We start from the raw sequence: 22,410 nt of genomic DNA on the forward strand, positions 1-22,410 counted from the left end.
AGATAGGCTGGCGGCCAAGAGTCCCTCTCGGTCAGGAGATCTGTCATGTCGAGGCCCGCCGACGCGGTTCGCCGTGTGATCAAGGCTTATGACGTGCGCGGTCTGGTCGGGGACGAGATCGACGACGCGTTCGTCTCCGACGTCGCCGCCGCGTTCGCCCGGCTGATCCGCGGTGAGGGCGGCGGCCGGATCGCGATCGGTTACGACATGCGCGAAAGCTCCCCGGCGCTTGCCGCGGCATTCGCCGACGGGGTCACCGCCCAGGGTCTGGATGTGGTGCGGATCGGGCTGGCGTCCACCGATCAGCTGTACTTTGCGTCCGGTTTCCTCGACTGCGCGGGTGCCATGTTCACCGCGAGCCATAATCCGGCCGCCTACAACGGCATCAAGCTCTGCCGCGCCGGGGCCAAGCCTGTCGGCGAGGACACCGGGCTGGCCAGCATCCGCGACGAAGTGATCGCCGGGGTTCCCGGCTACGACGGGCCGCGTGGGCAGGTGAGCGACCACGATGTCCTCGCCGACTACGGACAGTTCCTTCGGTCGCTGATCGACGTCGCCGGCATGCGACCACTGCGGGTCGCGGTCGATGCAGGCAACGGCATGGCCGGCCATACCACGCCTGCCGTCCTCGGCCCGATCGAGGCGCTGACGGTGCTGCCGCTCTATTTTGAACTCGACGGTTCGTTCCCCAATCACGAAGCCAATCCGCTGGAGCCGGCCAATCTGGTCGACCTGCAGAAGTTCGTGGTGGAGACCGGCGCCGATATCGGGCTGGCGTTCGACGGCGACGCCGACCGGTGTTTCGTCGTCGACGAACGCGGCGGTCCTGTTTCGCCGTCGGCGGTCACCGCGCTGGTCGCCGGCCGCGAACTCACCCGGGAGATCGGTGCCACCGTCATCCACAACCTGATCACCTCGCGCGCGGTGCCCGAGTTGGTCGTCGAACGGGGCGGAACGCCGGTGCGGTCGCGCGTCGGGCACTCCTATATCAAGGCTCTGATGGCCGACACCGGAGCGATCTTCGGCGGTGAACATTCGGCGCACTACTATTTCCGCGACTTCTGGGGCGCGGACTCGGGCATGCTGGCCGCTTTGCATGTGCTGGCCGCGTTGGGCGAGCAGGACCGGCCGCTGTCGGAACTGATGGCGAATTATCAGCGCTACGAAGCCTCCGGGGAGATCAACTTCCGGGTGGCCGACGCGCCGGCGTGCGTCGAATCCGTTCTGAAAGCCTTTGGGCATCAAACCGTTTCGCTGGACCATCTCGACGGCGTGACGGTTGACCTCGGAGCGGGGGCCTGGTTCAACCTGCGCACCTCCAACACCGAACCGCTGCTGCGCCTCAACGTCGAAGCGCGCAGCGCCCAGGAGATCGAGGAGATCGTCCGCCGCGTCTCCGAGGACATCGCGGCCCAGCCGGCCGAGGCGGCGCCATGAGCGCAGCGCATGCCACCGTCGACCTCGATGACACCGAGGGCCTCCTGGAAGCCGACCGCGACGGGCTCCTGCGGGCCGCCGCGATGGCGGGCGCTCAGGTACGCGCCACCGCGGCCGCCGTCGACGAGGGCGAACTGGCGCTGCTGGCCGCCGACCATCGGCCGCGGACCGTCATCTGGGTCGCCGCCCGCGGCGCGGCCGAGAGCGCAGGCTCGATGCTGGCCGCCACCCTCGGCGGCGTCGCAGGCGAGCCGATCGTGGTGGCCGCCGAATCTCCGCCCTGGATCGGCCCGCTCGACGTTCTCGTGGTGGCCGGCGACGACGCCGGGGATCCGGCGCTGGTGTCCGCCGCGGCGACGGCGGTGCGCCGCGGCGCCCGGGTGGTCGTCGCCGCGCCGTATGAAGGTCCGCTGCGCGACGCCACCGCGGGACGGACCGCGGTGCTCGAGCCCCGGCTGCGGACGCCCGACGAATTCGGGTTGAGCCGTTACCTCGCGGCCGGCCTCGCGACCATGCAGGCTGTCGATCCGGCACTGCAGACCGATCTGGCCACCCTGGCCGACGAACTCGACGCCGAGGCGTTGCGCAACAGCGCGAGTCGCGACGTGTTGACCAATCCGGCGAAGGCACTGGCCGAGCGGATGTCCGGCAGGCAGGTGGTGCTCGCCGGCGATTGTGCGGCCACCCTGGGCCTGGCCCGGTACGCCGCGACGGTGTTACTGCGGCTGGCCGGGCAGGCCGTCGCCGCGGCCGGACTGTCGGACGCGCTGGTCGCATTACGCACCGGCATCGCATATCAATTCGGCGATCCGGTGGATGCGCTGTTCCACGACGAGGAGCTCGACGGTCCGCTCTCGAGGGGCCCGAAGGTGCTGGCTTTGACCCTGGACGCCGAACGCCCGATGCTCGCCGCGCGGGTGAGTGGCTTCGACGACGTCGATCTGGTCGGGGCGCAAGACCTCGGGGAGGGGGGGTCGGTTCCGGCCCCGACTGGGCGAGCCGAACAACAGCTCGCCACGCTGGCCGTCCGATTGCAGATGGCCGCGGTTTATCTCAGATTGGTGGGGGGATAACGTCCCAGTGGAATTGCTACGTGGTGCGATACGCACCTACGCATGGGGATCTCGGACAGCCATCGCGGAGTTCACCGGAAGACCTTCGCCCACAGCGCATCCCGAAGCCGAGCTGTGGCTGGGTGCTCATCCTGGCGATCCGGCGTGGTTGGAGACCGCCGACGGCGAGACATCGTTGCTCGACGCCGTTCGAGCCGATCCGGACGGTCAGTTGGGGCCCGCGGTGCGCGGTCGCTACGGCGACGTGCTGCCCCTGCTGGTGAAGGTGCTGGCCGCCGAGGAGCCGCTGTCGCTGCAAGCTCATCCCAGCGCGGAGCAGGCCGTCGAAGGTTATGTGCGCGAGGACCGTCTGGGCGTCCCGCTCACCTCACCGATCCGCAACTATCGCGACCGCAACCACAAGCCCGAACTGTTGGTTGCGCTCAGCGAATTCCACGCCCTCGGCGGCTTCCGGCCGGCCGCGCGTTCGGTCGATTTGATGCGTGCCCTCGCGGTGGCCGAACTCGATCCGTTCATCGGATTGCTGAGTGGCCAGCCCGACGCCGACGGTCTGCGTGCCCTGTTCACCACCTGGATCACCGCACCGCAGCCCGATCTGGACGTGCTGATCCCCGCCGTCCTGGACGGTGCGGTGGATTATATGCGTTCCGGTGCAACGGAATTCGACGATGAGGCCAAGACGCTGCTGGAGCTCGGTGAGCGCTATCCCGGGGATGCCGGTGTGCTGGCGGCCATGCTGCTCAACCGGATCACGCTGGCTCCCGGTGAGGCCATCTTCATGCCGGCGGGCAACCTGCACAGTTACATCCACGGCGTGGGGATGGAGGTGATGGCCAACTCCGACAACGTGCTTCGCGGTGGCCTGACGCCCAAGCACGTCGACGTGCCCGAGCTCTTGCGGGTGCTGGACTTCAGGCCCGCCGATGAGACGATGCTGCGGGCGCCCACCCACCGCGAGGGCATCGAGCTGGTCTACGAGACGCCCGCGCAGGAGTTCGCCGCCTGCATCCTCATGCTCGACGGCGAGAATCTCGGCCACGAGATCGACGCCCCGTCCCGCCATGACGGTCCCCAGATCTTGGTCTGCACCGAAGGTTCGGTGCTCGTACGCGCGAAATCGGATGTGGTGGAGCTTGATCGCGGGGCCGCAGCCTGGGTGGCCGCCGACGACGGTCCGATCCGCCTGGAGGCGACGTCGCCGTCCCGGTTGTTCCGGGCTACGGTTGGCCCGTGAGTAACTGAGCCTGGGGAGGACACCGCATGTCGACCGAGGGCAGCACCAAGGCGATCCTCGCGGCGCTGACCGCCAACGCGGGCATCGCGGTCGCGAAATTCGTCGGATTCCTGATCACCGGAAGTTCCTCGATGCTCGCCGAGTCGGTGCACTCGGTGGCCGACACGTCGAATCAGGGGCTGCTGCTGTTCGGTCAGCGCCAGGCCCGCAAACAGGCGGACAGCCTGCATCAGTTCGGGTACGGCCGCAGTCGCTACTTCTATTCATTCGTCGTGGCGCTGGTGCTGTTCAGCCTGGGCTCGATCTTCGCCCTGTACGAGGGCTACCACAAGATCGGCCACCCCGAACCGCTGACCTCGCCGATCGTGGCGGTGGTGATTCTGGCGGTGGCAATTGCCCTGGAGTCCTACAGCTTTCGTACCGCGATGGTGGAGTCACGTCCGTTGAAGGGCACCAGCTCGTGGTGGCAGTTCATCCGTCGTTCCCGCAATCCCGAGCTGCCCGTGGTCCTGCTGGAGGACACCGGAGCCCTGATCGGTCTGGTCTTCGCGCTCGCCGGCGTGGGCTTGACGATTCTGACCGGCAACCCGGTGTGGGACGGCGTCGGCACCATCTTGATCGGTGCGCTGCTGGGTGTCATCGCCGTGATCCTGATGGTCGAGATGCACAGCCTGCTGATCGGCGAGGGCGCCACCCCTGACGAATGCCGGGCGATTCAGTCGGCCCTCGAGCAGACCGCGAAGGTCGACCGGGTCATCCACCTCCGAACGCAGTACCTGGGTCCCGAGGAGATGCTCGTCGGGGCCAAGATCGCGCTGGCCCCGGATACCGACCTGGCGACGGTGGCCGTCACCATCGACGCGGCGGAGGCGGCGGTCCGCTCTGCGGTGCCCGCCGCGCGGGTTATCTACCTGGAACCGGATCTGGATCGAGCACTGGCGCGGTAGCTCGTTTCTGCGCCCACCACGATGACATGTTGTGCCGGATCGCGCGGCCGATCATCGACGCGGGCGGCACCATGTACAAACTGTCCAGCAGGCTGAACCGACGCAGAAACCATTCCGCCAGAACGCGGTCGGTCTCGGCGGCGCCGAGGAACTGATCGAACAACGCCCCGACCGGTTGGTACCACCACGGCGCCGAGCCCTCGGTGCCGTGCAGGGTCAGGTCGCCGATCGCGTTCATCGTCCAGACGGGATACGTGGATTTCGCGGTGGCGCGGGCCAGTTCACGGGTCAGGTCGCCGGTACCGGAGTCCAACAGCCGGCGCAGATGGGCGGCCTGCAGCGCGGTCATCGTCATGCCCTGGCCGTAGGTCGGGTTGAAACTCACGACGGCGTCACCGATCGGCACGATCCCGCCGGGAAAACGCTGGAGTTTGTCGTAGCGGCGCCACCGGCTGACCGGATAGCGGTGGAAAGCGATGTCGCCCAAGGGTTCTCCCTGGCGAATCGCGGACGCCAGCGGTGCAGGCAGCACGTCGTCGGCGACCTGGCGTATCTCGGACAGCGTCTGCGGCGGCGGGACGTGATTGACGGTGAACGTGGTCAAGCCCCAGGTGCCGTCCTCATAGAAGAGCATGCCCAGCCCGGCCTGCTGACTGCGTGACGCCCCCGCCACCACGACCTTTTCGGTGATCAGGCCGTCGGGGATTCTCAACTGCTGTGTGGCGTAAGAGATTCCGACATCGATGGTCTGTTCGCGGGGGCGGGCGAACCCCCACTCGTCCAGCCACGACGGCAACCTGGTGCCGCGACCGGAGGCGTCCACCACGAGGTCGGCGGCCACGAACTCGTCCCCGCCGGCTGCGGACAACTCGACGCCGGTGACTGTTTGGCGCTCCCCGTCGAATCGCGGTGCGTTCACGTCGCGCTGCACGATCTCCACGTTCGGCAGGGCGGCGGTGCGCCGGCGGATCTGCCACTCGAGCTGCTTGCGGCTGGGCACGTACGCGGTGAACTCACGCCGCAGGGTGTGCCCGGTGCCCAGCACATGGCCGGCGGCGCCGAAGTGGATGCAGTCGGGGCGGTTCTCCAGTTTCGCCACCCCGGCGGCGACCATGTCGTCGAGCAGACCGGGAAACAGCGTTTCGAACTCGTGAGCTCCCCGCGCCATCAGGATGTGTACATGCCGATCCTGGGGCACCGCACCGCGGTGGGCGGGTTGTGGGGGCAGGGTGTCGCGTTCGTAGACGGTCACCCGCCCGTAGTGGTCGGATAACACCCGGGCAGTGCACAGCCCCGCGATGCTGGCCCCAATGACGATGGCATGGTGACGCTTCGGGGGTTGGCCCACGACCTCTTAGATACCCGCTCAAACTGTGCCTAACCGGGGTATGAGAAGGAACATGCAGATGACCTCTAAGTGGCGGACCAAGTCGGTGGAGCAGTCCATTCTCGACACCGACGAGCCGGGCACCCGGCTGCGTAAAAATTTGACGTGGTGGGACCTCACGGTCTTCGGGGTCTCCGTCGTGGTCGGCGCGGGCATCTTCACCGTCACCGCGTCGACCTTCGGCAATATCACCGGCCCCGCCATCTCGGTGTCCTTCGTCATCGCCGCCGTGACCTGCGGGTTGGCCGCGCTGTGTTACGCGGAGTTCGCCTCGATGCTCCCGGTGGCGGGCAGCGCCTACACGTTCTCGTACGCGACGTTCGGCGAGTTCGTCGCCTGGATCATCGGCTGGGACCTGATCTTGGAATTCGCGGTCGGCGCCGCCGTGGTGGCCAAGGGCTGGTCCAGTTATCTGGGCACCGTCTTCGGTTTCTCCGGTGGGGTCGTGGCCATCGGCCCGCTGAACTTCGACTGGGGTGCTCTGGTCATCGTCGCGATCGTCACCACCTTGCTGGCGTTGGGCACCAAGCTGTCGGCCAACGTCTCCGCGGTGATCACGGCCATCAAGGTCGCGGTTGTCGCACTCGTCGTCATCGTCGGGGCGTTCTACATCAAGGCCGCCAACTTCTCCCCGTTCATCCCTGCGACCGAGAGCGGCGCGAATGCGTCCGGGACCGGCATCAACCAGTCCGTATTCTCCCTGTTGACCGGGGCCCAGAGCAGTCATTACGGCTTCTACGGGGTGCTGGCCGGCGCCTCGATCGTGTTCTTCGCGTTCATCGGTTTCGATGTGGTGGCCACGACGGCCGAGGAGACCAAGAACCCGCAGCGCGATGTCGCGCGCGGCATCCTCGCTTCGCTGGCGATCGTCACCGTGCTCTACGTGTCGGTCTCGATCGTGCTGTCGGGCATGGTCCGGTTCAGCGACCTGCGTGACAAGGCCGAGAACGGTCACGCCAACCTCGCCACCGCCTTCTCGCTCAACGGGGTGGACTGGGCGGCCACGGTGATCTCGATCGGTGCGCTGGCCGGTCTGACCACGGTGGTCATGGTGTTGATCCTGGGGCTGTCGCGGGTGTTGTTCGCGATGGCGCGTGACGGCCTGCTGCCCCGTCAGCTCGCCCAGACGGGCAACCGCGGCACCCCGGTGCGGATCACCGTGCTGGTCGGTGTGCTCACCGCCGTCGCGGCCACAGTCTTCCCGATCGACAAGCTCGAAGAGATGGTGAACGTCGGGACGCTGTTCGCATTCATGCTGGTCTCGGCCGGCGTGATCATCCTCCGGCGAACCCGCCCGGACCTGGAGCGCGGGTTTCGCGCGCCGCTGGTCCCGGTGTTGCCGATCTTGTCGATAGCGGCGTGCGGCTGGCTGATGCTCAACCTCACCGGCCTGACCTGGATCCGGTTCTTGGTGTGGATGGTCATCGGGGTGGGGTTCTACCTGCTCTATGGGCGATCGCATTCGTTGTTGGCCAAGCGGGAGGCCGCCGCCGCGTCCTGAGTTTTACAAACAACCATCATTTGTCTAGACACCCGACAAATCTGCCTCTATAGTCAAGTCATCGCAACTTGACGTGGGAGGTAACTGTCGTGACGTCTCAACTGGACTCCGCCGCCGTTCCGGCGGCCGCGCCGTGGCGGGATAAGAAGCGCTATCTGTGGCTGATGGGCCTCATTGCGCCGACCGCACTGTTCGTGGTGCTGCCGGTCATCTGGGGTCTGAACCAGCTCGGCTGGACCGCGGCATCCCAGGTGTTCTTCTGGGTCGGCCCGTTCCTGATCTACGCGCTGCTGCCGGCGCTGGACCTGAGGTTCGGCCGCGACGGCCAGAACCCGCCCGACGAATTGATGGAGTACCTGGAGAACGACAAGTACTACCGGTACTGCACGTACGCGTTCATCCCGTTCCAGTTCCTCAGTCTGATCTTCGGCGCCTACATGTTCACCGCGTCGAACCTCAGCTGGCTGGGCTACGAGGGCTCGCTGAGCTGGTTCGCCAAGATCGGTCTGGCGCTGTCGGTGGGCGTGCTGGGCGGAACGGGCATCAACACCGCGCACGAACTCGGCCACAAGAAGGATTCGCTGGAGCGCTGGCTGTCCAAGATCACGCTGGCCCAGACCTGCTACGGCCACTTCTACATCGAGCACAACCGCGGCCATCACGTCCGCGTCGCCACCCCGGAGGATCCGGCATCGGCGCGCTTCGGCGAAACGTTCTGGGAGTTCCTGCCGCGCAGCGTGTTTGGTAGTGCCCGTTCAGCGCTCACACTCGAGGCGGCCCGGATTCGCCGACTCGGCAAGAGCCCGTGGGATCCGCGTACCTGGCTGGGCAACGACGTTCTCAACGCCTGGCTGATGTCGGTGGTGCTGTTCGGTGCGCTGATCGCGGTGTTCGGTCCCGCCCTGATCCCGTTCCTGATCATCCAGGCGGTGTTCGGATTCTCGATGCTGGAGTCGGTGAACTACCTGGAGCACTATGGGCTGCTGCGCCAGAAGAACGACAACGGCCGCTACGAGCGGTGCTCGCCGCAACACAGCTGGAACTCCGATCATCTGGTGACCAACCTGTTCCTGTATCACCTGCAACGGCACAGTGATCACCACGCCAATCCGACCCGCCGTTATCAGACGCTGCGCAGCATGTCCGAGGCGCCCGAATTGCCAAGCGGCTATGCGACTTTGATCGGCGTGACGTACTTCCCGTGGGTGTGGCGCCGGATGATGGACCACCGGGTGATCGAGCACTACGACGGTGACATCACCAAGGTCAACATCGATCCGCGCCGACGGGCCAAGATCCTGGCCCGGTACGGAGTGCCGGCATGAGCGCCTACCAGTGCCCGATTTGCGACTACGTGTACGACGAAGCGAAAGGTGCTGCGCGGGAGGGCTTCCCGCCCGGCACTGCCTGGGCCGCGGTGCCCGACGACTGGTGCTGCCCCGACTGTGGGGTGCGAGAAAAAGTTGACTTCGAAGAGATGGGTGTCAAGCAATGAGCGAGCAGGACTACAAGCTGTTCATCTGCGTGCAGTGCGGATTCGAGTACGACGAAGCCAAAGGCTGGCCTGAGGACGGCATCGCCCCGGGCACCCGCTGGGACGACATCCCGGAGGACTGGAGCTGCCCGGACTGCGGCGCGGCGAAGTCGGACTTCGAGATGGTGGAAGTCGCCAGGCCGTGACCACTACTCTCGCGCATGTGAAGAGTCCTCGGGTGCCCTATCCCGAGGCCTCTCGCGCGCTGCTGCGGGACTCGGTCCTCGACGCGATGCGGGAGGAATTGCTGACCAAGGACTGGTCCGCGATCACCCTGTCCGACGTGGCGCGCACCGCCGGGGTCAGCCGTCAGACCATCTACAACGAATTCGGCTCGCGGCAGGGTCTGGCCCAGGGCTATGCGATTCGGCTGGCCGACCGCCTGGTGGATGCGATCGGGACCGCGATCAGCTCCAACGTGGGCGACGTGCTGGCCGCCTTCACCGAGGGCTTCCGGGTGTTCTTCACCGAGTCGGCGGCCGACCCGCTGGTGATCTCGTTGCTGACCGGTGTTGCCAAACCCGACCTGCTGCAGATGATCACCACCGACAGCGCGCCGATCATCACCCGCGCGTCGGCCAAGCTCACCGAGGCCTTCATGAACAGCTGGGTCAGTGCCAGTGAGGCCGACTCGGGGGTGCTGGCCCGCGCGATCGTGCGGCTGGCGATGAGCTACGTGTCGATGCCGCCCGAGGCCGACCATGATGTGGCCTTAGACCTGGCCCGATTGATGACGCCGTTCGCCGAACGCTACGGTGTAGTCGATATTCCTTAGCTGTCAGAGCGCTCCAAGCGCCTGTCCCGCGAGCCCGCAGGCTGAGGGTGTCGCCAGCGCGCGTATCGCGCGCTCACCGGCAATGACGAACGAAAAGGGGCTCTACATGTCTGAAATGACCGTCGAGGTGCGCAACGGCATCGACTTCAAGGTGGCCGACCTGTCGCTGGCCGAATTCGGCCGCAAGGAAATCCGGCTGGCCGAGCACGAGATGCCCGGCCTGATGGCGCTGCGCCGCGAATACCACGACGTCCAGCCGCTCAAGGGTGCCCGGATCTCGGGTTCGCTGCACATGACCGTGCAGACCGCGGTGCTGATCGAGACGCTGGTTGCGCTCGGCGCTGAGGTCCGCTGGGCGAGCTGCAACATCTTCTCCACCCAGGACCATGCCGCGGCGGCCGTCGTCGTCGGCCCGCACGGCACCCCCGAGGAGCCGACCGGCACCCCGGTGTTCGCCTGGAAGGGCGAGACGCTGGAGGAGTACTGGTGGGCCGCCGAGCAGATGCTCACCTGGGAAGGCGAGCCCGCCAACATGATTCTCGACGACGGCGGCGACGCCACCATGCTGGTGCTGCGCGGTGCGCAGTACGAGAAGGCTGGTGTGGTTCCGCCCGCCGAGGATGACGACTCGGCCGAGTGGAAGGTCTTCCTGGAGCTGTGCCGCAAGAGCTTCGAGAAGGACAACACCAAGTGGACGAAGATCGCCGAGTCGGTCAAGGGTGTCACCGAGGAGACCACCACCGGTGTGCTGCGGCTGTACCAGTTCGCCGCCGCCGGTGAGCTGGCGTTCCCGGCCATCAACGTCAACGACTCGGTCACCAAGAGCAAGTTCGACAACAAGTACGGCACCCGGCACTCGCTGATCGACGGGATCAACCGCGGCACCGACGTGCTGATCGGTGGCAAGAAGGTGCTGATCTGTGGCTACGGCGACGTGGGCAAGGGCTGTGCGGAGTCGCTGGCCGGCCAGGGCGCGCGCGTGCAGGTCACCGAGATCGACCCGATCAACGCGCTGCAGGCATTGATGGACGGCTTCGATGTGGTGACCGTCGAGGACGCCATCGGTGATGCCGACATCGTCGTCACCTCGACCGGCAACAAGGACATCATCACCCTCGATCACATGAAGGCGATGAAGGACAAGGCCATCCTGGGCAACATCGGCCACTTCGACAACGAGATCGACATGGCCGCCCTCGAGCGCTCGGGTGCCACCCGGATCAACATCAAGCCTCAGGTCGACGAGTGGATCTTCGGTGCCGACGGCAAGTCGATCATCGTGCTGTCCGAGGGCCGGCTGCTGAACCTGGGCAACGCGACGGGCCACCCGTCGTTCGTGATGAGCAACAGCTTCTCCAACCAGGTGATCGCCCAGATCGAGCTGTGGACCAAGAACGATGAGTACGACAACGAGGTCTACCGGCTGGCCAAGCACCTCGACGAGAAGGTGGCCCGCATCCACGTCGAGGCTCTCGGTGGCACGCTGACCAAGCTCACCAAGGACCAGGCCGAGTACATCGGCGTCGACGTCGAGGGTCCGTACAAGCCGGAGCACTACCGCTACTGAGCGTTAGGCTCCCGCCGTGCTGATCGTCATCGAGGGACTAGACGGCGCAGGCAAGCGCACCCTGACCCAGGGTCTGCAGCGCGCGTTCGAAGCGGGCGGAAGGTCGGTCACCACGCTGGCCTTCCCCCGCTACGGCCAGTCGGTTCATGCCGACCTCGCGAGCGAGGCACTGCACGGACAGCACGGCGACCTGGCCTCATCGGTCTATGCGATGGCGATGCTGTTCGCCCTCGACCGGGCCGGGGCGATCGATCAGATGGCCGAACTAGGTCGTCGACACGATGTGGTGATCCTGGATCGCTATGTCGCCTCCAACGCGGCGTACAGCGCGGCCCGGCTGCATCAGGACGCCTCCGGTGCGGCGGTGTCGTGGGTGGGCGAACTCGAGTACGGCCGGTTCGCCCTGCCCAAACCCGACCGGCAGATCCTGCTCGACGCCTCGGTCGAGTTGGCCGCCCAGCGCGCCAGGCACCGGGCTCAGCAGGAGGCCGACCGGGCCCGCGACGCCTACGAACGCGACGACGGACTGCAGCGCCGGACGGGCGCGGTGTACGCCGAATTGGGTGCCGCTAACTGGGGCGGGCCCTGGTCGATCGTCGCCCCGGACGTCGATCCGGCGGCGTTGGCGGCCGCGCTGCTGGGTTAGAGGACCCCACGCAGCGGAAATGTCGCAACTCGCCCGTGTGGTAGCCGGGGTTTGTCGCAATTCGGTGACACCATGGACACCATGAGGCAAAGGATTCTCGTAGTCGACGACGACCCATCGCTGGCCGAGATGCTCACCATCGTGTTGCGTGGCGAGGGTTTCGACACCGCGGTCATCGGCGACGGCTCGCAGGCGCTGACGGCCGTGCGTGAGCTCCGCCCCGATCTGGTGTTGCTGGACCTCATGCTGCCCGGCATGAACGGCATCGATGTGTGCCGGGTGCTGCGCGCGGACTCCGGGGTGCCGATCGTCATGCTCACCGCCAAGACCGACACGGTGGACGTGGTGCTGGGCCTGGAGTCGGGCGCCGACGACTACGTGATGAAGCCGTTCAAGCCCAAGGAGTTGGTGGCGCGCGTCCGTGCCCGGCTGCGGCGCAACGAGGACGAGCCGGCCGAGATGCTGTCGATCGCCGACATCGACATCGACGTGCCTGCGCACAAGGTCACTCGCGAGGGTGAGCAGATTTCGCTGACACCGCTGGAGTTCGACCTGCTGGTGGCGCTGGCACGCAAACCACGCCAGGTGTTTACTCGAGATGTGCTGCTCGAACAGGTGTGGGGATATCGCCACCCCGCGGACACCCGTTTGGTGAACGTGCATGTCCAGCGGTTGCGGGCGAAGGTCGAGAAGGACCCGGAGAACCCGCAGGTGGTGCTGACCGTTCGAGGAGTGGGTTACAAGGCCGGACCACCGTGATGCGCACGGAGGAGCGCCGCAGGTGATGTTCGGCTCGAGGCGGCGCATCCGCGGTCCGTGGGGACGATCGGGTCCCCTGGTTCGGGGTACGAGTGCGCTGAGTCGAGCACTGGGGTTGATCTGGCGCCGGTCGCTGCAGTTGCGGGTGGTCGTGCTGACGTTGGGTCTGTCGGCCGCCGTGATCGTGGCGCTCGGCTTCGTGCTCACCAGCCAGATCACGAACCGGGTGCTCGACGTGAAGGTGCACGCGGCGACCGAGGAATTGGATCGGGCGCGCAACACGGTCAGCGGAACTGTCAGTGGTGAAGAGGCGCGGTCTCTGGACAGCAGCCTGCAGCTGGCCCGCAACACCCTGATCTCCAAGACAGGTCAGTCGTCCGGCGCGGCGCTGGCCGGCACGTTCGACGCGGTCCTGATGGTCCCCGGCGACGGACCGCGAGCGGCCACCGCCGCCGGACCGATGGACCAGATCCCGAAGTCGTTGCGCGACTTCGTCAAAGCGGGCCAGGTCAGCTACCAGTACGAGACGGTACGAACCGACGCGTTCAGCGGTCCGGCGCTGTTGATCGGTACTCCGGCGCCGTCCCGCGTCCCGAATCTTGAGCTCTACCTGATCTTTCCGCTGAACAACGAGGAAAACACCATCACCCTGGTGCGCAGCACCATGGCCACCGGCGGGTTGGTGCTGCTGGTGCTGCTGGCCGGGATCGCCCTGCTGGTTTCCCGGCAGGTGGTGCTGCCGGTGCGCTCCGCATCGCGGATCGCCGAGCGCTTCGCCGAGGGCCATCTCTCCGAGCGGATGCCGGTGCGCGGCGAGGATGACATGGCGCGGCTTGCGGTGTCGTTCAACGACATGGCTGAGAGTCTGCAACGCCAGATCACCAATCTCGAGGAGTTCGGCAATCTGCAGCGCCGGTTCACCTCGGACGTCAGCCACGAGCTGCGCACGCCGTTGACCACTGTGCGGATGGCGGCTGATCTGATTCACGACCACTCCGAGGAACTGGACCCGGCGCTGCGCAGGTCCACCGAGTTGATGGTCAACGAGCTCGACCGATTCGAGACCCTGCTCAACGACCTACTCGAGATCTCGCGCCACGACGCCGGCGTCGCCGAACTCTCGGTCGAGGCAGTCGATTTGCGGTCCACGGTGAACAGCGCGCTCGGCAACGTCGGCCACCTGGCCGACGAGGCCGGGATCGAACTGATGGTCACCCTGCCCGACAGCGAGGTCATCGCCGAGGTCGATGCCCGCCGCGTCGAGCGCATCCTGCGCAACCTGATCGCCAACGCGATCGACCATGCCGAGCGCAAGCCGGTCCACATCCGGATGGCCGCCGACGAGGACACCGTCGCGGCCACCGTCCGCGACTTCGGTGTCGGCTTGCGCCCCGGCGAGGAGAAGCTGGTGTTCAGCCGGTTCTGGCGTTCGGACCCCTCCCGCGTGCGTCGTTCCGGCGGGACAGGTTTGGGCCTCGCGATCAGCATCGAGGACGCCCGGCTGCACCAGGGCCGGCTCGAGGCGTGGGGTGAACCCGGCAAGGGTGCCTGCTTCCGGCTGACCCTTCCGCTGGTGCGCGGCCACAAGGTCACCACCAGTCCGTTACCGCTCAAACCTGTTGCCGCGGAACGCCAGGATGGCGGCAAGGACTCGCGCCAGGTTCGGCAGCGGGAGCCGGCGGGGGAGAGCGTGTGACACGCCGGCTGCTGGCCCTGATGCTGGCCGGACTGGTCGTGATGTTGGGCGGCGGATGTGCCGGGGTGCCGAATTCTTCTGCGCCGCAAGCGATCGGGACCGTCGAGCGGCCCCAGCCGAAGAGCCTGCCCAAGCCGACCCCCGGGATGGATCCCGACCAGTTGCTGCGGGAATTCCTCAAGGCCACCGCCGACCCGGCGAACCGGCATCTGGCGGCGCGACAGTTCCTCACCGCTTCGGCCTCCAGCGGTTGGGACGACCAGGGCAGTGCACTGCTGATCGACAACGTCGTGTTCGTCGAAACCCGTTCTCCTGACCGGGTTGCGGTCACGATGAAAGCAGACATGCTGGGGTCGCTGTCCGATGTGGGTGTCTTCGAAACCGCCGAGGGGCAACTTCCCGACCCGGGACCGCTCGAGTTGGTCCAGACGCCCGACGGCTGGCGCATCAACAAGCTGCCCAACGGAGTGTTCCTGGATTGGCAGCAGTTCCAGGCCACCTACAAGCGCAACACTCTCTATTTCGTCGACCCGACCGGCAAGACCGTCGTGCCAGATCCGCGGTATGTCGCAGTGTCCGACGCCGACCAGTTGGCGACCGAACTGCTCAACAAGTTGATCGCCGGGCCCCGCCCGGAGATGGCCCGCACGGTGCGCAACCTGCTGGGACCGGTGAAGATGATGGGCCCGGTGACCAGGGCCGACGGCGGCAAGACGGGTATCGGCCGCGGCTACGGCGGAGCGAAGGTCGACCTGGAGAATTTGACCACCACCGATCCGCACAGCAGGCAACTGCTTGCCGCCCAGATCATCTGGACACTGGCGCGGGCCGACATCAAGGGCCCGTACGTGATCAACGCCGACGGCGCGGCTCTCGACGACCGGTTCGCCGACGGCTGGGACACCACCGATGTGGCGGCCACCGATCCGGGTGCGGTCGACGGCGCCGCGGCAGGTGTGCATGCGCTGATCCGCGGATCGCTGGTGTCGCTGGACGGACAACAGGCCACACCGGTGCCCGGATCGTTCGGCCAGATGAACGATCAGGTGTCGGCGGCGCTGTCGCGAACCGGTCAGGCGATCGCGTCGGTGACGGTGCAGCGGCCCGGGGCGCCGGACATGGTCTCCACGGTGTGGATCGGCCCGAACGGTGGGGTGGCGGCGAAAGCCACCGATGCGCGGTCGCTGACGCGACCGTCCTGGGCGCTGGACGACGCCGTGTGGGTGGTGGTGGACGGCAACAGCGTCGTGCGGGTGATCCAGGAGCAGGCGTCTGGGCAGCCCGCCCGGATCCCGGTGGACTCCGCAGCGGTGGTGTCCCAATTCCCCGGTGCGATAGCCGAATTGCAACTCTCCCGGGACAGCACCCGGGCGGTGATGGTGATCAACGGGCAAGTGATTCTGGCGAACGTGGAGCAGACCCCCGCCGGCGAGTTCTCGCTGACGTATCCGCGCCGGCTCGGTTTCGGGCTGGGGTCGTCGGTGGTGTCGCTGTCGTGGCGCACCGGCGACGACATCGTCGTCACCCGAACCGATGCCGCGCACCCGGTGTCGTACGTGAACATCGACGGGGTCAACTCCGACGGGCCGAACGGCAACATCGTGATGCCGGTGACCGCTGTCGCGGCGAACCCGGCGGCGGTGTACGTGTCCGACAGTCGCGGCGTGCTGCAGCTGTCGGGTAACAGCGCCGAGAACAGTCAATCCTGGTCGGATGTACGGCCTTTCCTGACACCCGGCGCGGTGCCGGTGTTGCCCGGCTGAGAGGAGACCTGGTGCCTGGACCTGTGCTGCCCGGCGTGATCCGCCAAATCGGTTACATTGTGCAGGATTTCGATGCCGCACTAGCGAACTGGCTGGACCTCGGAGTCGGTCCGTTTTATGTGCTGCGCGGTATCGAGCAGACCGGGATCTACCGCGGCCAGGAGTGCACGGTGAAGCTGACGCTGGGGCTGGCCAACAGTGGCGACATGCAGATCGAGGTCATCCACCAGGACAACGATGCGCCGTCGATCTATTCGGAGTTCACCTCGGCGGGCGGGGACGGCTTCCACCAGCTGGCTTATTGGGCGCAGAACTACGACGCCGCGTTGGCGGCCGGGCAGGCCGCAGGCTGGCCGGTGGTGTGGTCGGGTGGCGAACCGGGCACCGCCCGCTATGCGTACTTCGAGCCCCCACCCGGGACGGCGGCGACGATCATCGAATTGATGGAGCTCACCCCCGCGACGATCGGGATGGGTGAGTTGGTGCGACAGGCGGCGGTGGACTGGGACGGAAGCGACCCGATCCGGACCCTCTTCGGGTAGCGGTACAGGCGGCATTTCAGGCTCGCCGCGCTGTTCAGAGGTGAATTGTGGAGGCGGTGTCAAGCCAGTAGCGTTTGCTCTGTGAGTGGGGACGGCGGCGTGTTGAAGGTGGACCCTGCAGTTCTGCAGGCTGCGTGTGAGGCGCTGACCGCAGGGGCGCAGCATCTGCAGGCTGGTCTGCACGATCTCGACAGCGAAGCCCAGCAGGTGCTGGGAACGTGGGAGGGCTCCGCGGGCGGGGCCTATGGCTCTGCGTGGAGGCAGTGGCATGACGGTTCACTGAAAGTCCAGCAGGCGTTGGCGACCATCGCGGAGCGGCTTGGTCAAGCTGGCCAGGCATTCGAGGCTCAGGAACAGGCCTCGACGTCAGAGCTGCGGGGAGTTCACCGTGGCTGACGCATTCGCCGTCGATCTGGACCGGCTGGCCGACATCGTCGAGCGCATGGCGTCATACCAGGCGGTGGTCGACTCGATGCTCGAAGAGTGCGATGCTGTGGTGGCCAATCTGCATGCGCAGTGGGATGGCGTTGCCAGTGAGTCGCATGCCGCCGTCCACAAGCAGTGGAAAGAGGGCGCCGACATGATGCGGAATGCGCTGGGGCAGTTACGCTCGGCGGGAGCCCATGCCCACACCTCCTATAGCGGCGCGGTCGAGGCGAACCTGAAAATCTGGGGCTAATCGATGTCCGCAGTGAGTCGCCATGGGTGAACCGTTGCGGGTGGATCCGCCGGCGCTCTCGGGTGCGGGCTCTGCGGTCGCCGGCCTCAGTGAGGGACTCACCGCGGCCGTAGGCGCTCTGACCGGGTCGTACAACGCGAACGCGGGTCAAGACGCCGCGGGAACCGCGTTCGGATTCGCGTACCAGGATTCCGCCAGTGCGTTGGTCGAGGCGGTCGGTAAGGGCGTCAACGCATTACGCCACATTGGCTATCTGATCCAGGGCTCCGCGACCAACTATTCTCGCGCCGAGGCCGCGGCCGATATCGGCGGTAGGGCGGCGCCGTTGCCCGCGCCGATTGCGCCACCGGTCTACTCGGCGCCGGGCGGCGATCCAGATGTCAACGGGCCTGGGCAAACTCCACCGGTGTTGTGGTACCTGGTCGAGTTTCTGGTCGGGGACTGGTGGCCGAATGGTGAGCCCACCGAGCTGAGGGCGGCCGCTGCCGCCTGGGCCGTTTTCGCCACACCGCTGTACGGTGTATCTGCGGCGAACTCGGGCGCGTACGCCACCATCGGCGCACAGCAGATGCCGGACAAAGAGCCGATGCAGCAGGCAGTGCGTGATGTCGGCACCGCGATGTCGTCGCTGGCCGGCGAGGCGCAAAAGCTCTCGAATCAACTGAGCAGCTTCGCAACCGATGTCGAGACGACGCAGAACGCGATCCGTGATCTGCTGAACAAGCTCAAGGATGTGGTGGGCTCGGTCATCGACCAAGGCATCATGGGCACAGTCTTCGAACTGATCACCGGTGACGCGGAAGAGAAGATCCAAGAGGTCGCCGACGACGTCAAAGCTGTCATCGCCAACCACAAACAGCAGTCTGCTGCCAGGAAAGAGCTACTCGCGCAGCTGAACAACAGCATCAAGAACTACACGCGCGCAATGGAAATCGTCACGCGGGTGGAATTGGTCAACTATCTCGGCGAGGATGCGGGCCGGGTCGCGGCCAACATCAACGACGCATTCACCGATGCAACGACCGGCGCCTCGCTCAGCGCGATCAATACGGTCGGCGGTCTGGTGACGGCATTCGATCCTCTTGGTGATCCGAAAGGCACGTGGGAGAACATCGAAAACCTGAGCAAGATGGCTCTGACGTTCAACCCGATGACTGCGCCGACCGCGTTCGCGATGGATCCCGAGGGCTCGATCGACATGGTCAAGAGTGTCACGCACTTCGACGATATCTTCACGAGCAACCGGCCGTTCCTCGGGCTCGGCGAGGCGGGCTTCGACATCGCTACAGCGGTCGTACCCGGCGGAGCGGGTATCAAGGCCGCCGGTGGTGCCCGTGCCGCCGAGGGGGCAGCCGCACGTGCAGAAGTGAGTGCGACCGAGCGGGCCGCCGGTGAAGCAGGCGGGATTGCCTCGGCGACAGGTGGTTTGCGCAGTGTCGCGAGCGACGTCGACCGTGTCACCGCGAAACTGGACGACCTGAACAAGACGGGTCTTGACGGAGGCAAGCCACCGTCCGGAAGCCCGGGGCCGTTGCCCAAGCCATCGGAGCCAGGGCCACCGACGGCGCCGCGTGACCCTGCGCCTGCGCCGACAGGCGGCAAGCCGACGTCGGCTCCTGCTTCTGGCGATCCTGTTTCCCCGCCGGTGACTCACGCACCGGAGACGCATGCTCCGGACGTTGCGCCTGCACCGAAGGCTGAAGTGCCCTCTGCGCCTGCGGCTTCCGAGGCGGCGCCGACGCCTGCGTCTTCGGGAGGAGTAAGTCCGTCGCCGAGCGCGCCCTCCGGTGGGCACCCGCCAGCACCTCCGATGGATGCGACAAGCGGGTCGCCGGCTGGCGCCGCGCCGCATGGCGGCGGTGGCACTATTGGCGATGCCCCGCACGATGGTGGTCTGCCCCATAACGGGGCTGGCCACGGCTCTCCGTCGACAGAACACCAGCCGAATAACCCGCCACACACCGGATTACACGATCCGCCTGCTAATCACGGGACGCCAGGTGGTCATCTGCCGGACTTGGCAGAGATCAACCAGGAATATCGGATGCCGAGTGGCGCGGTTGACCCGGCTCGATTCGATGAGTGGACGGAAAAGGTCTCCGACGAGTATGAGCCAATATCGCCAGCCGGCGTGGGGGGCGTGTACGACTACAGCACCGAGCTGCATCAGGGCATGAATCCTTATCTGCGTGATATGGATTCGCTGAGCGAGAGGCAGCAATCCGTATTGGGCGTCGACTCGTTGAGTGACCTAACGCCAGAACAACGGGCATTGTGGGAGGAGAGGATCGCCCATACCGACGAAGGTCTCGCAGCGCTGCCGCCCTATCGAGTGGATCCCTCGGAACTGGCCTCGACCACCTGGCGCGGAATGCGTGCGTCGGACTCCTTGCTCGCACAACTTCACGAGGGAGCCATCTTCCACGATCCGGGGTATCTCAGTACGACCACGGATTCGTTCGTTGCCGAATCCTTCGCTAGGGGCGCGCTGCCCGGGGAAACGCCGACTTTACTCAAAGTGGTCGGGTCCGATGGAGTTGATGTGAGCCAGCTTTCCAGGTACATGGATGAATCGGAGATCTTGTTTCCGCGCGGCTCCCAATTCGAAATACTGTCTCGGGAGCTCGGCGACGACGGGGTCCTGCAAATTACTATGAGGCAGGTCAAGTGACGAACTCTGATCAGCTGGTTTCGGCCGAGGCAATCGAAGGCTGGATAAAGCGCCATCCAACCAAGGGTGAGGGAATGACTCGGCCCTACAACAGGAAGTGGGAAAACGGGGGGTGTAGGCCGAGCCATTCTCTTCGGCATTGGCGATCGGACCGAGTCAAGACACTTGCCGAGGGGATTGCGTCGCTACAGCATCCGGTGTTCGGGTTGAGCAACGGAGTGTTGGTGAATGTGGATGGTGTCCCTGTGCGCGTCTCGGGTGACCGCAGCGACCGAGGGGATGGCCCACCGCAGGAGTATCTGATACAAGTCGAAGGCGGTCCAGTGAATTTCGTGGGTGACTCGCCCGAAGTCATCGTCGAGATACTACGAGGGCTCTGGTCACCGACGTCACCGCCCAAAGATGTTGACTTCATCCAGGTGGGGTTCCCCGGCCATGAGCAGGACGAAGTTACTTACGTCGGTAGCTGGCAGTGGGATATTCACGGCGAAGCGCGCGGGCCAGAGTTCATCGACCGCGCGGCGGCAGCCACTTTGGCCGCTATCGACGCCGCGAAAAGGGAGTGATAAGTGGCCGAAGACATTGTGACAACGCTGTCCAAACTTCCGGCGATGCCGGCGATCACGTACAGGGGTATGGCTGGTCCGAGGCCGAACGCGTCCTTCACGCTCAGCGGGATCTTGCCCACGTCGATGGATCCGCGTGTTGCCAGCGAGAACTTCACCGCAGAGTGGTTGGCTGCGATCGTGAGCATCACTGGTCGCCTCGTGGCACCGTTCGCGCGGTATCGCGAGGAGCAGGAGATCGCCATGCTCCCAGGAACATTGCTGCTCTTCGCCGGCTCGGTGGATGTGCCCGCTCTCGGGGACAGTGTGGTGCTTCTTGCCGAGCCAGGGGATGCGCCTGGTTTGCCCACCGACTCAGCGGCACTCAAAGAAGCTGTTATTCAACAGATTAACAGTGCATTGGCGCGTCCTGCTGTCACCGTCAACACCCCGGGGCGGTTCGCATTCCGCCCTCCCAGCTGAATTGCCGCAGCAACGCTGCGGTCGCAGTGAGGTACCGATGACACAGGCGTGGGCGGGAAATATGCACCTCAGAGTCGTGCGCGACGCGACCGGCATTCGCGTCGAAGAGCCGAAAACCCTGTGACGGCCTTGCGACTGGAAAGTGCGGAGTGAAAGGAAGGATGACATGGAACTGGTCGACAACACCATCGTGCGCGCAGCCGACGCATCCTTTGCCGCGCAACCGAACCAGGCGAACGCTCTAGAAGTATTGCGGTCCTGCATGTTTGGTGATCTGCTGTTGGACACGACTGGCTCCGATGCGCCGACCGCCACCGGCTTCGCGCCCGGCGCGCGGCTGCAGATCCGTCGCGGTACAGGCCCAGACGGCAAAGGCGCACTGTTCGCTTACACACGCAACGAAGAAATCGCGCGCCTTCACCCGCCCGGAACACCCACCATGTCGTTGGTCAACCCGGCGACCGCCGTACTCGAACTCGCCCAGTCGCAGCAAGATGCCTGGCTCTACATCGATCCGGCCGGACCGACCGGTGCGATGTCTGCGGCCGAGATCGACTTTGCATTGCGCAACCCGAACAACGAGCCACTCAAAACCGCCACGGTCGATCTGGCTGCTGGCCGCATCGACCGGCAGAAGGTGCTGGACTTACTCAAGCAGGACGGCCCTCTGCTCCTCGGCGTCGACGAGACGTCACAGCCTGGAAAGATGGCCTTCCGCGCAACAGCGATGCCGGACGGGTCGCCTGGACTCTTCGCGTTCACCAGTGCCCCAGAGGTCGTAGCCCACAACGTGGCGGACGCCGTCATGGCCAGCACGACAGAGAAGGTGATCGAGATAGCCCGCGAGCAGGGCTACGGTGGACTCGTCATCAATCCCAGCGGACCGTATCTCGCGGTCACGCTGGCGGAACTCAACGCCTGACCGCCGCCCACCCAATCTAATTCTCCGGTGGTGCTTTCGGCTGAAAGGGTTGGTACCACTTCCAGTCGGCGCGTTCGCCGGTTGGTCCGGGGCAGGGCGGAACTGTTGGTGGTGGATGGTTTGGTGGTCGGGCCAGTGACCCTGATGTGAGGGGTTCGCCGTCGCTGTCGTGGACGGTGAGTTGGTGTGCGGGGCCGGTGATGGTGATGTCGCCGTGGTGGTGTGCTCGGTGGTGAAAGGGGCACAGCA

At 65.9% G+C, this 22,410-nt stretch carries 22 protein-coding genes and 1 pseudogene; 21 read left to right on the plus strand and 2 right to left on the minus strand.

Annotation, left to right across the window (positions count from 1 at the left end; genetic code table 11):
- Positions 1-45 precede the first annotated feature (45 nt).
- Genes CRM90_RS19585 through CRM90_RS19600 form a run of 4 tightly spaced genes read left to right on the plus strand, consistent with a single transcriptional unit; the run spans position 46 to position 4,691 of the window.
- Positions 46-1,437, plus strand: coding sequence for a phosphomannomutase/phosphoglucomutase (locus tag CRM90_RS19585; RefSeq protein ID WP_102808597.1), 1,392 nt, complete (start codon positions 46-48; stop codon positions 1,435-1,437).
- Positions 1,434-2,510 carry a TobH protein gene (locus tag CRM90_RS19590; RefSeq protein WP_102808598.1) on the plus strand — a complete coding sequence of 359 codons (1,077 nt, stop codon included), beginning with the start codon at positions 1,434-1,436 and terminating at the stop codon, positions 2,508-2,510. The genes CRM90_RS19585 and CRM90_RS19590 overlap by 4 nt, the downstream gene beginning before the upstream one ends.
- A gap of 7 nt (positions 2,511-2,517) precedes the next feature.
- On the plus strand, positions 2,518-3,744 hold the full coding sequence (gene manA / locus CRM90_RS19595; RefSeq protein ID WP_102808599.1) for a mannose-6-phosphate isomerase, class I: 1,227 nt from the start codon (positions 2,518-2,520) through the stop codon (positions 3,742-3,744).
- A gap of 26 nt (positions 3,745-3,770) precedes the next feature.
- Positions 3,771-4,691 (plus strand): cation diffusion facilitator family transporter, encoded by a 921-nt coding sequence (locus CRM90_RS19600; protein ID WP_102808600.1) that lies wholly within the window; start codon positions 3,771-3,773, stop codon positions 4,689-4,691.
- Here the strand turns inward: CRM90_RS19600 and CRM90_RS19605 are convergent.
- Positions 4,648-6,039 carry an FAD-dependent oxidoreductase gene (locus CRM90_RS19605; RefSeq protein ID WP_102808601.1) on the minus strand — a complete coding sequence of 464 codons (1,392 nt, stop codon included), beginning with the start codon at positions 6,037-6,039 and terminating at the stop codon, positions 4,648-4,650. The two genes, CRM90_RS19600 and CRM90_RS19605, sit on opposite strands and share 44 nt — an antisense overlap.
- A 58-nt stretch (positions 6,040-6,097) precedes the next feature.
- On the opposite strand from CRM90_RS19605, the gene CRM90_RS19610 reads away from it, so the two are divergent.
- The 17 genes from CRM90_RS19610 (at position 6,098) to CRM90_RS19690 (ending at position 22,161) form a co-directional block, all read left to right on the plus strand.
- A complete protein-coding gene (locus tag CRM90_RS19610) occupies positions 6,098-7,579 on the plus strand; it encodes an amino acid permease (protein ID WP_102808628.1) in 1,482 nt (493 codons plus the stop codon).
- A 164-nt stretch (positions 7,580-7,743) separates the two neighbouring features.
- Positions 7,744-8,904: an alkane 1-monooxygenase gene (locus tag CRM90_RS19615; protein WP_233209405.1), complete on the plus strand. Its 1,161-nt coding sequence runs from the start codon at positions 7,744-7,746 to the stop codon at positions 8,902-8,904.
- Positions 8,901-9,074: a rubredoxin gene (locus tag CRM90_RS19620; protein ID WP_102808603.1), complete on the plus strand. Its 174-nt coding sequence runs from the start codon at positions 8,901-8,903 to the stop codon at positions 9,072-9,074. The genes CRM90_RS19615 and CRM90_RS19620 overlap by 4 nt, the downstream gene beginning before the upstream one ends.
- Entirely contained in the window at positions 9,071-9,259 is a 189-nt protein-coding gene (locus CRM90_RS19625) for a rubredoxin (protein WP_102808604.1), read from the plus strand. The genes CRM90_RS19620 and CRM90_RS19625 overlap by 4 nt, the downstream gene beginning before the upstream one ends.
- A gap of 86 nt (positions 9,260-9,345) precedes the next feature.
- Positions 9,346-9,888, plus strand: a complete 543-nt coding sequence (locus tag CRM90_RS19630; protein WP_233209406.1) for a TetR family transcriptional regulator — start codon at positions 9,346-9,348, stop codon at positions 9,886-9,888.
- 106 nt (positions 9,889-9,994) lie between these two features.
- Positions 9,995-11,455, plus strand: coding sequence for an adenosylhomocysteinase (ahcY, locus tag CRM90_RS19635; RefSeq protein ID WP_102808629.1), 1,461 nt, complete (start codon positions 9,995-9,997; stop codon positions 11,453-11,455).
- 16 nt (positions 11,456-11,471) lie between these two features.
- Positions 11,472-12,101 carry a dTMP kinase gene (locus tag CRM90_RS19640; protein WP_102808605.1) on the plus strand — a complete coding sequence of 210 codons (630 nt, stop codon included), beginning with the start codon at positions 11,472-11,474 and terminating at the stop codon, positions 12,099-12,101.
- A 72-nt stretch (positions 12,102-12,173) separates the two neighbouring features.
- The gene (gene mtrA, locus CRM90_RS19645; RefSeq protein ID WP_071947075.1) at positions 12,174-12,860 is read left to right on the plus strand and encodes a two-component system response regulator MtrA; all 687 of its coding nucleotides are present in this window, start codon (positions 12,174-12,176) and stop codon (positions 12,858-12,860) included.
- Between the two features lie 22 nt (positions 12,861-12,882).
- Positions 12,883-14,556 carry an MtrAB system histidine kinase MtrB gene (gene mtrB, locus CRM90_RS19650; RefSeq protein ID WP_102808606.1) on the plus strand — a complete coding sequence of 558 codons (1,674 nt, stop codon included), beginning with the start codon at positions 12,883-12,885 and terminating at the stop codon, positions 14,554-14,556.
- A 20-nt stretch (positions 14,557-14,576) separates the two neighbouring features.
- Positions 14,577-16,319, plus strand: coding sequence for an MtrAB system accessory lipoprotein LpqB (gene lpqB, locus CRM90_RS19655; protein ID WP_142391408.1), 1,743 nt, complete (start codon positions 14,577-14,579; stop codon positions 16,317-16,319).
- 11 nt (positions 16,320-16,330) lie between these two features.
- Positions 16,331-16,861, plus strand: coding sequence for a VOC family protein (locus CRM90_RS19660; RefSeq protein ID WP_102808608.1), 531 nt, complete (start codon positions 16,331-16,333; stop codon positions 16,859-16,861).
- Between the two features lie 81 nt (positions 16,862-16,942).
- The gene (locus CRM90_RS19665; RefSeq protein WP_158249036.1) at positions 16,943-17,257 is read left to right on the plus strand and encodes a WXG100 family type VII secretion target; all 315 of its coding nucleotides are present in this window, start codon (positions 16,943-16,945) and stop codon (positions 17,255-17,257) included.
- Complete coding sequence (locus CRM90_RS19670; protein ID WP_102808610.1) at positions 17,250-17,540, plus strand: WXG100 family type VII secretion target; 291 nt, start codon at positions 17,250-17,252, stop codon at positions 17,538-17,540. The genes CRM90_RS19665 and CRM90_RS19670 overlap by 8 nt, the downstream gene beginning before the upstream one ends.
- A 22-nt stretch (positions 17,541-17,562) precedes the next feature.
- Positions 17,563-20,211, plus strand: coding sequence for an ADP-ribosyltransferase (locus CRM90_RS19675; protein WP_102808611.1), 2,649 nt, complete (start codon positions 17,563-17,565; stop codon positions 20,209-20,211).
- On the plus strand, positions 20,208-20,777 hold the full coding sequence (locus CRM90_RS30295; RefSeq protein ID WP_142391407.1) for a hypothetical protein: 570 nt from the start codon (positions 20,208-20,210) through the stop codon (positions 20,775-20,777). The genes CRM90_RS19675 and CRM90_RS30295 overlap by 4 nt, the downstream gene beginning before the upstream one ends.
- Positions 20,778-20,780: 3 nt before the next feature.
- Positions 20,781-21,239, plus strand: coding sequence for a hypothetical protein (locus CRM90_RS19685; RefSeq protein WP_102808613.1), 459 nt, complete (start codon positions 20,781-20,783; stop codon positions 21,237-21,239).
- Between the two features lie 166 nt (positions 21,240-21,405).
- On the plus strand, positions 21,406-22,161 hold the full coding sequence (locus CRM90_RS19690; RefSeq protein WP_102808614.1) for an SseB family protein: 756 nt from the start codon (positions 21,406-21,408) through the stop codon (positions 22,159-22,161).
- A 16-nt stretch (positions 22,162-22,177) separates the two neighbouring features.
- Here CRM90_RS19690 and CRM90_RS31015 read toward each other — a convergent pair.
- A pseudogene (locus CRM90_RS31015) lies at positions 22,178-22,410 on the minus strand (hypothetical protein); the annotation flags it as partial.

The organism is Mycobacterium sp. ENV421, from assembly GCF_002887815.1.
In the GTDB taxonomy this organism is placed as follows: Bacteria; Actinomycetota; Actinomycetes; order Mycobacteriales; family Mycobacteriaceae; genus Mycobacterium.

Bases quoted from the DNA above. Each gene is read 5' to 3' on its own strand.
- CRM90_RS19610 (WP_102808628.1), top strand. From the start codon at position 6,098: ATGACCTCTAAGTGGCGGACCAAGTCGGTGGAGCAGTCCATTCTCGAC.
- CRM90_RS19585 (WP_102808597.1), top strand. From the start codon at position 46: ATGTCGAGGCCCGCCGACGCGGTTCGCCGTGTGATCAAGGCTTATGAC.
- CRM90_RS19625 (WP_102808604.1), top strand. From the start codon at position 9,071: ATGAGCGAGCAGGACTACAAGCTGTTCATCTGCGTGCAGTGCGGATTC.
- CRM90_RS19590 (WP_102808598.1), top strand. From the start codon at position 1,434: ATGAGCGCAGCGCATGCCACCGTCGACCTCGATGACACCGAGGGCCTC.
- CRM90_RS19675 (WP_102808611.1), top strand. From the start codon at position 17,563: ATGGGTGAACCGTTGCGGGTGGATCCGCCGGCGCTCTCGGGTGCGGGC.
- CRM90_RS19615 (WP_233209405.1), top strand. From the start codon at position 7,744: ATGGGCCTCATTGCGCCGACCGCACTGTTCGTGGTGCTGCCGGTCATC.
- CRM90_RS19630 (WP_233209406.1), top strand. From the start codon at position 9,346: ATGCGGGAGGAATTGCTGACCAAGGACTGGTCCGCGATCACCCTGTCC.
- CRM90_RS19620 (WP_102808603.1), top strand. From the start codon at position 8,901: ATGAGCGCCTACCAGTGCCCGATTTGCGACTACGTGTACGACGAAGCG.
- ahcY (WP_102808629.1), top strand. From the start codon at position 9,995: ATGTCTGAAATGACCGTCGAGGTGCGCAACGGCATCGACTTCAAGGTG.
- CRM90_RS19600 (WP_102808600.1), top strand. From the start codon at position 3,771: ATGTCGACCGAGGGCAGCACCAAGGCGATCCTCGCGGCGCTGACCGCC.
- mtrA (WP_071947075.1), top strand. From the start codon at position 12,174: ATGGACACCATGAGGCAAAGGATTCTCGTAGTCGACGACGACCCATCG.
- CRM90_RS19690 (WP_102808614.1), top strand. From the start codon at position 21,406: ATGGAACTGGTCGACAACACCATCGTGCGCGCAGCCGACGCATCCTTT.
- lpqB (WP_142391408.1), top strand. From the start codon at position 14,577: ATGCTGGCCGGACTGGTCGTGATGTTGGGCGGCGGATGTGCCGGGGTG.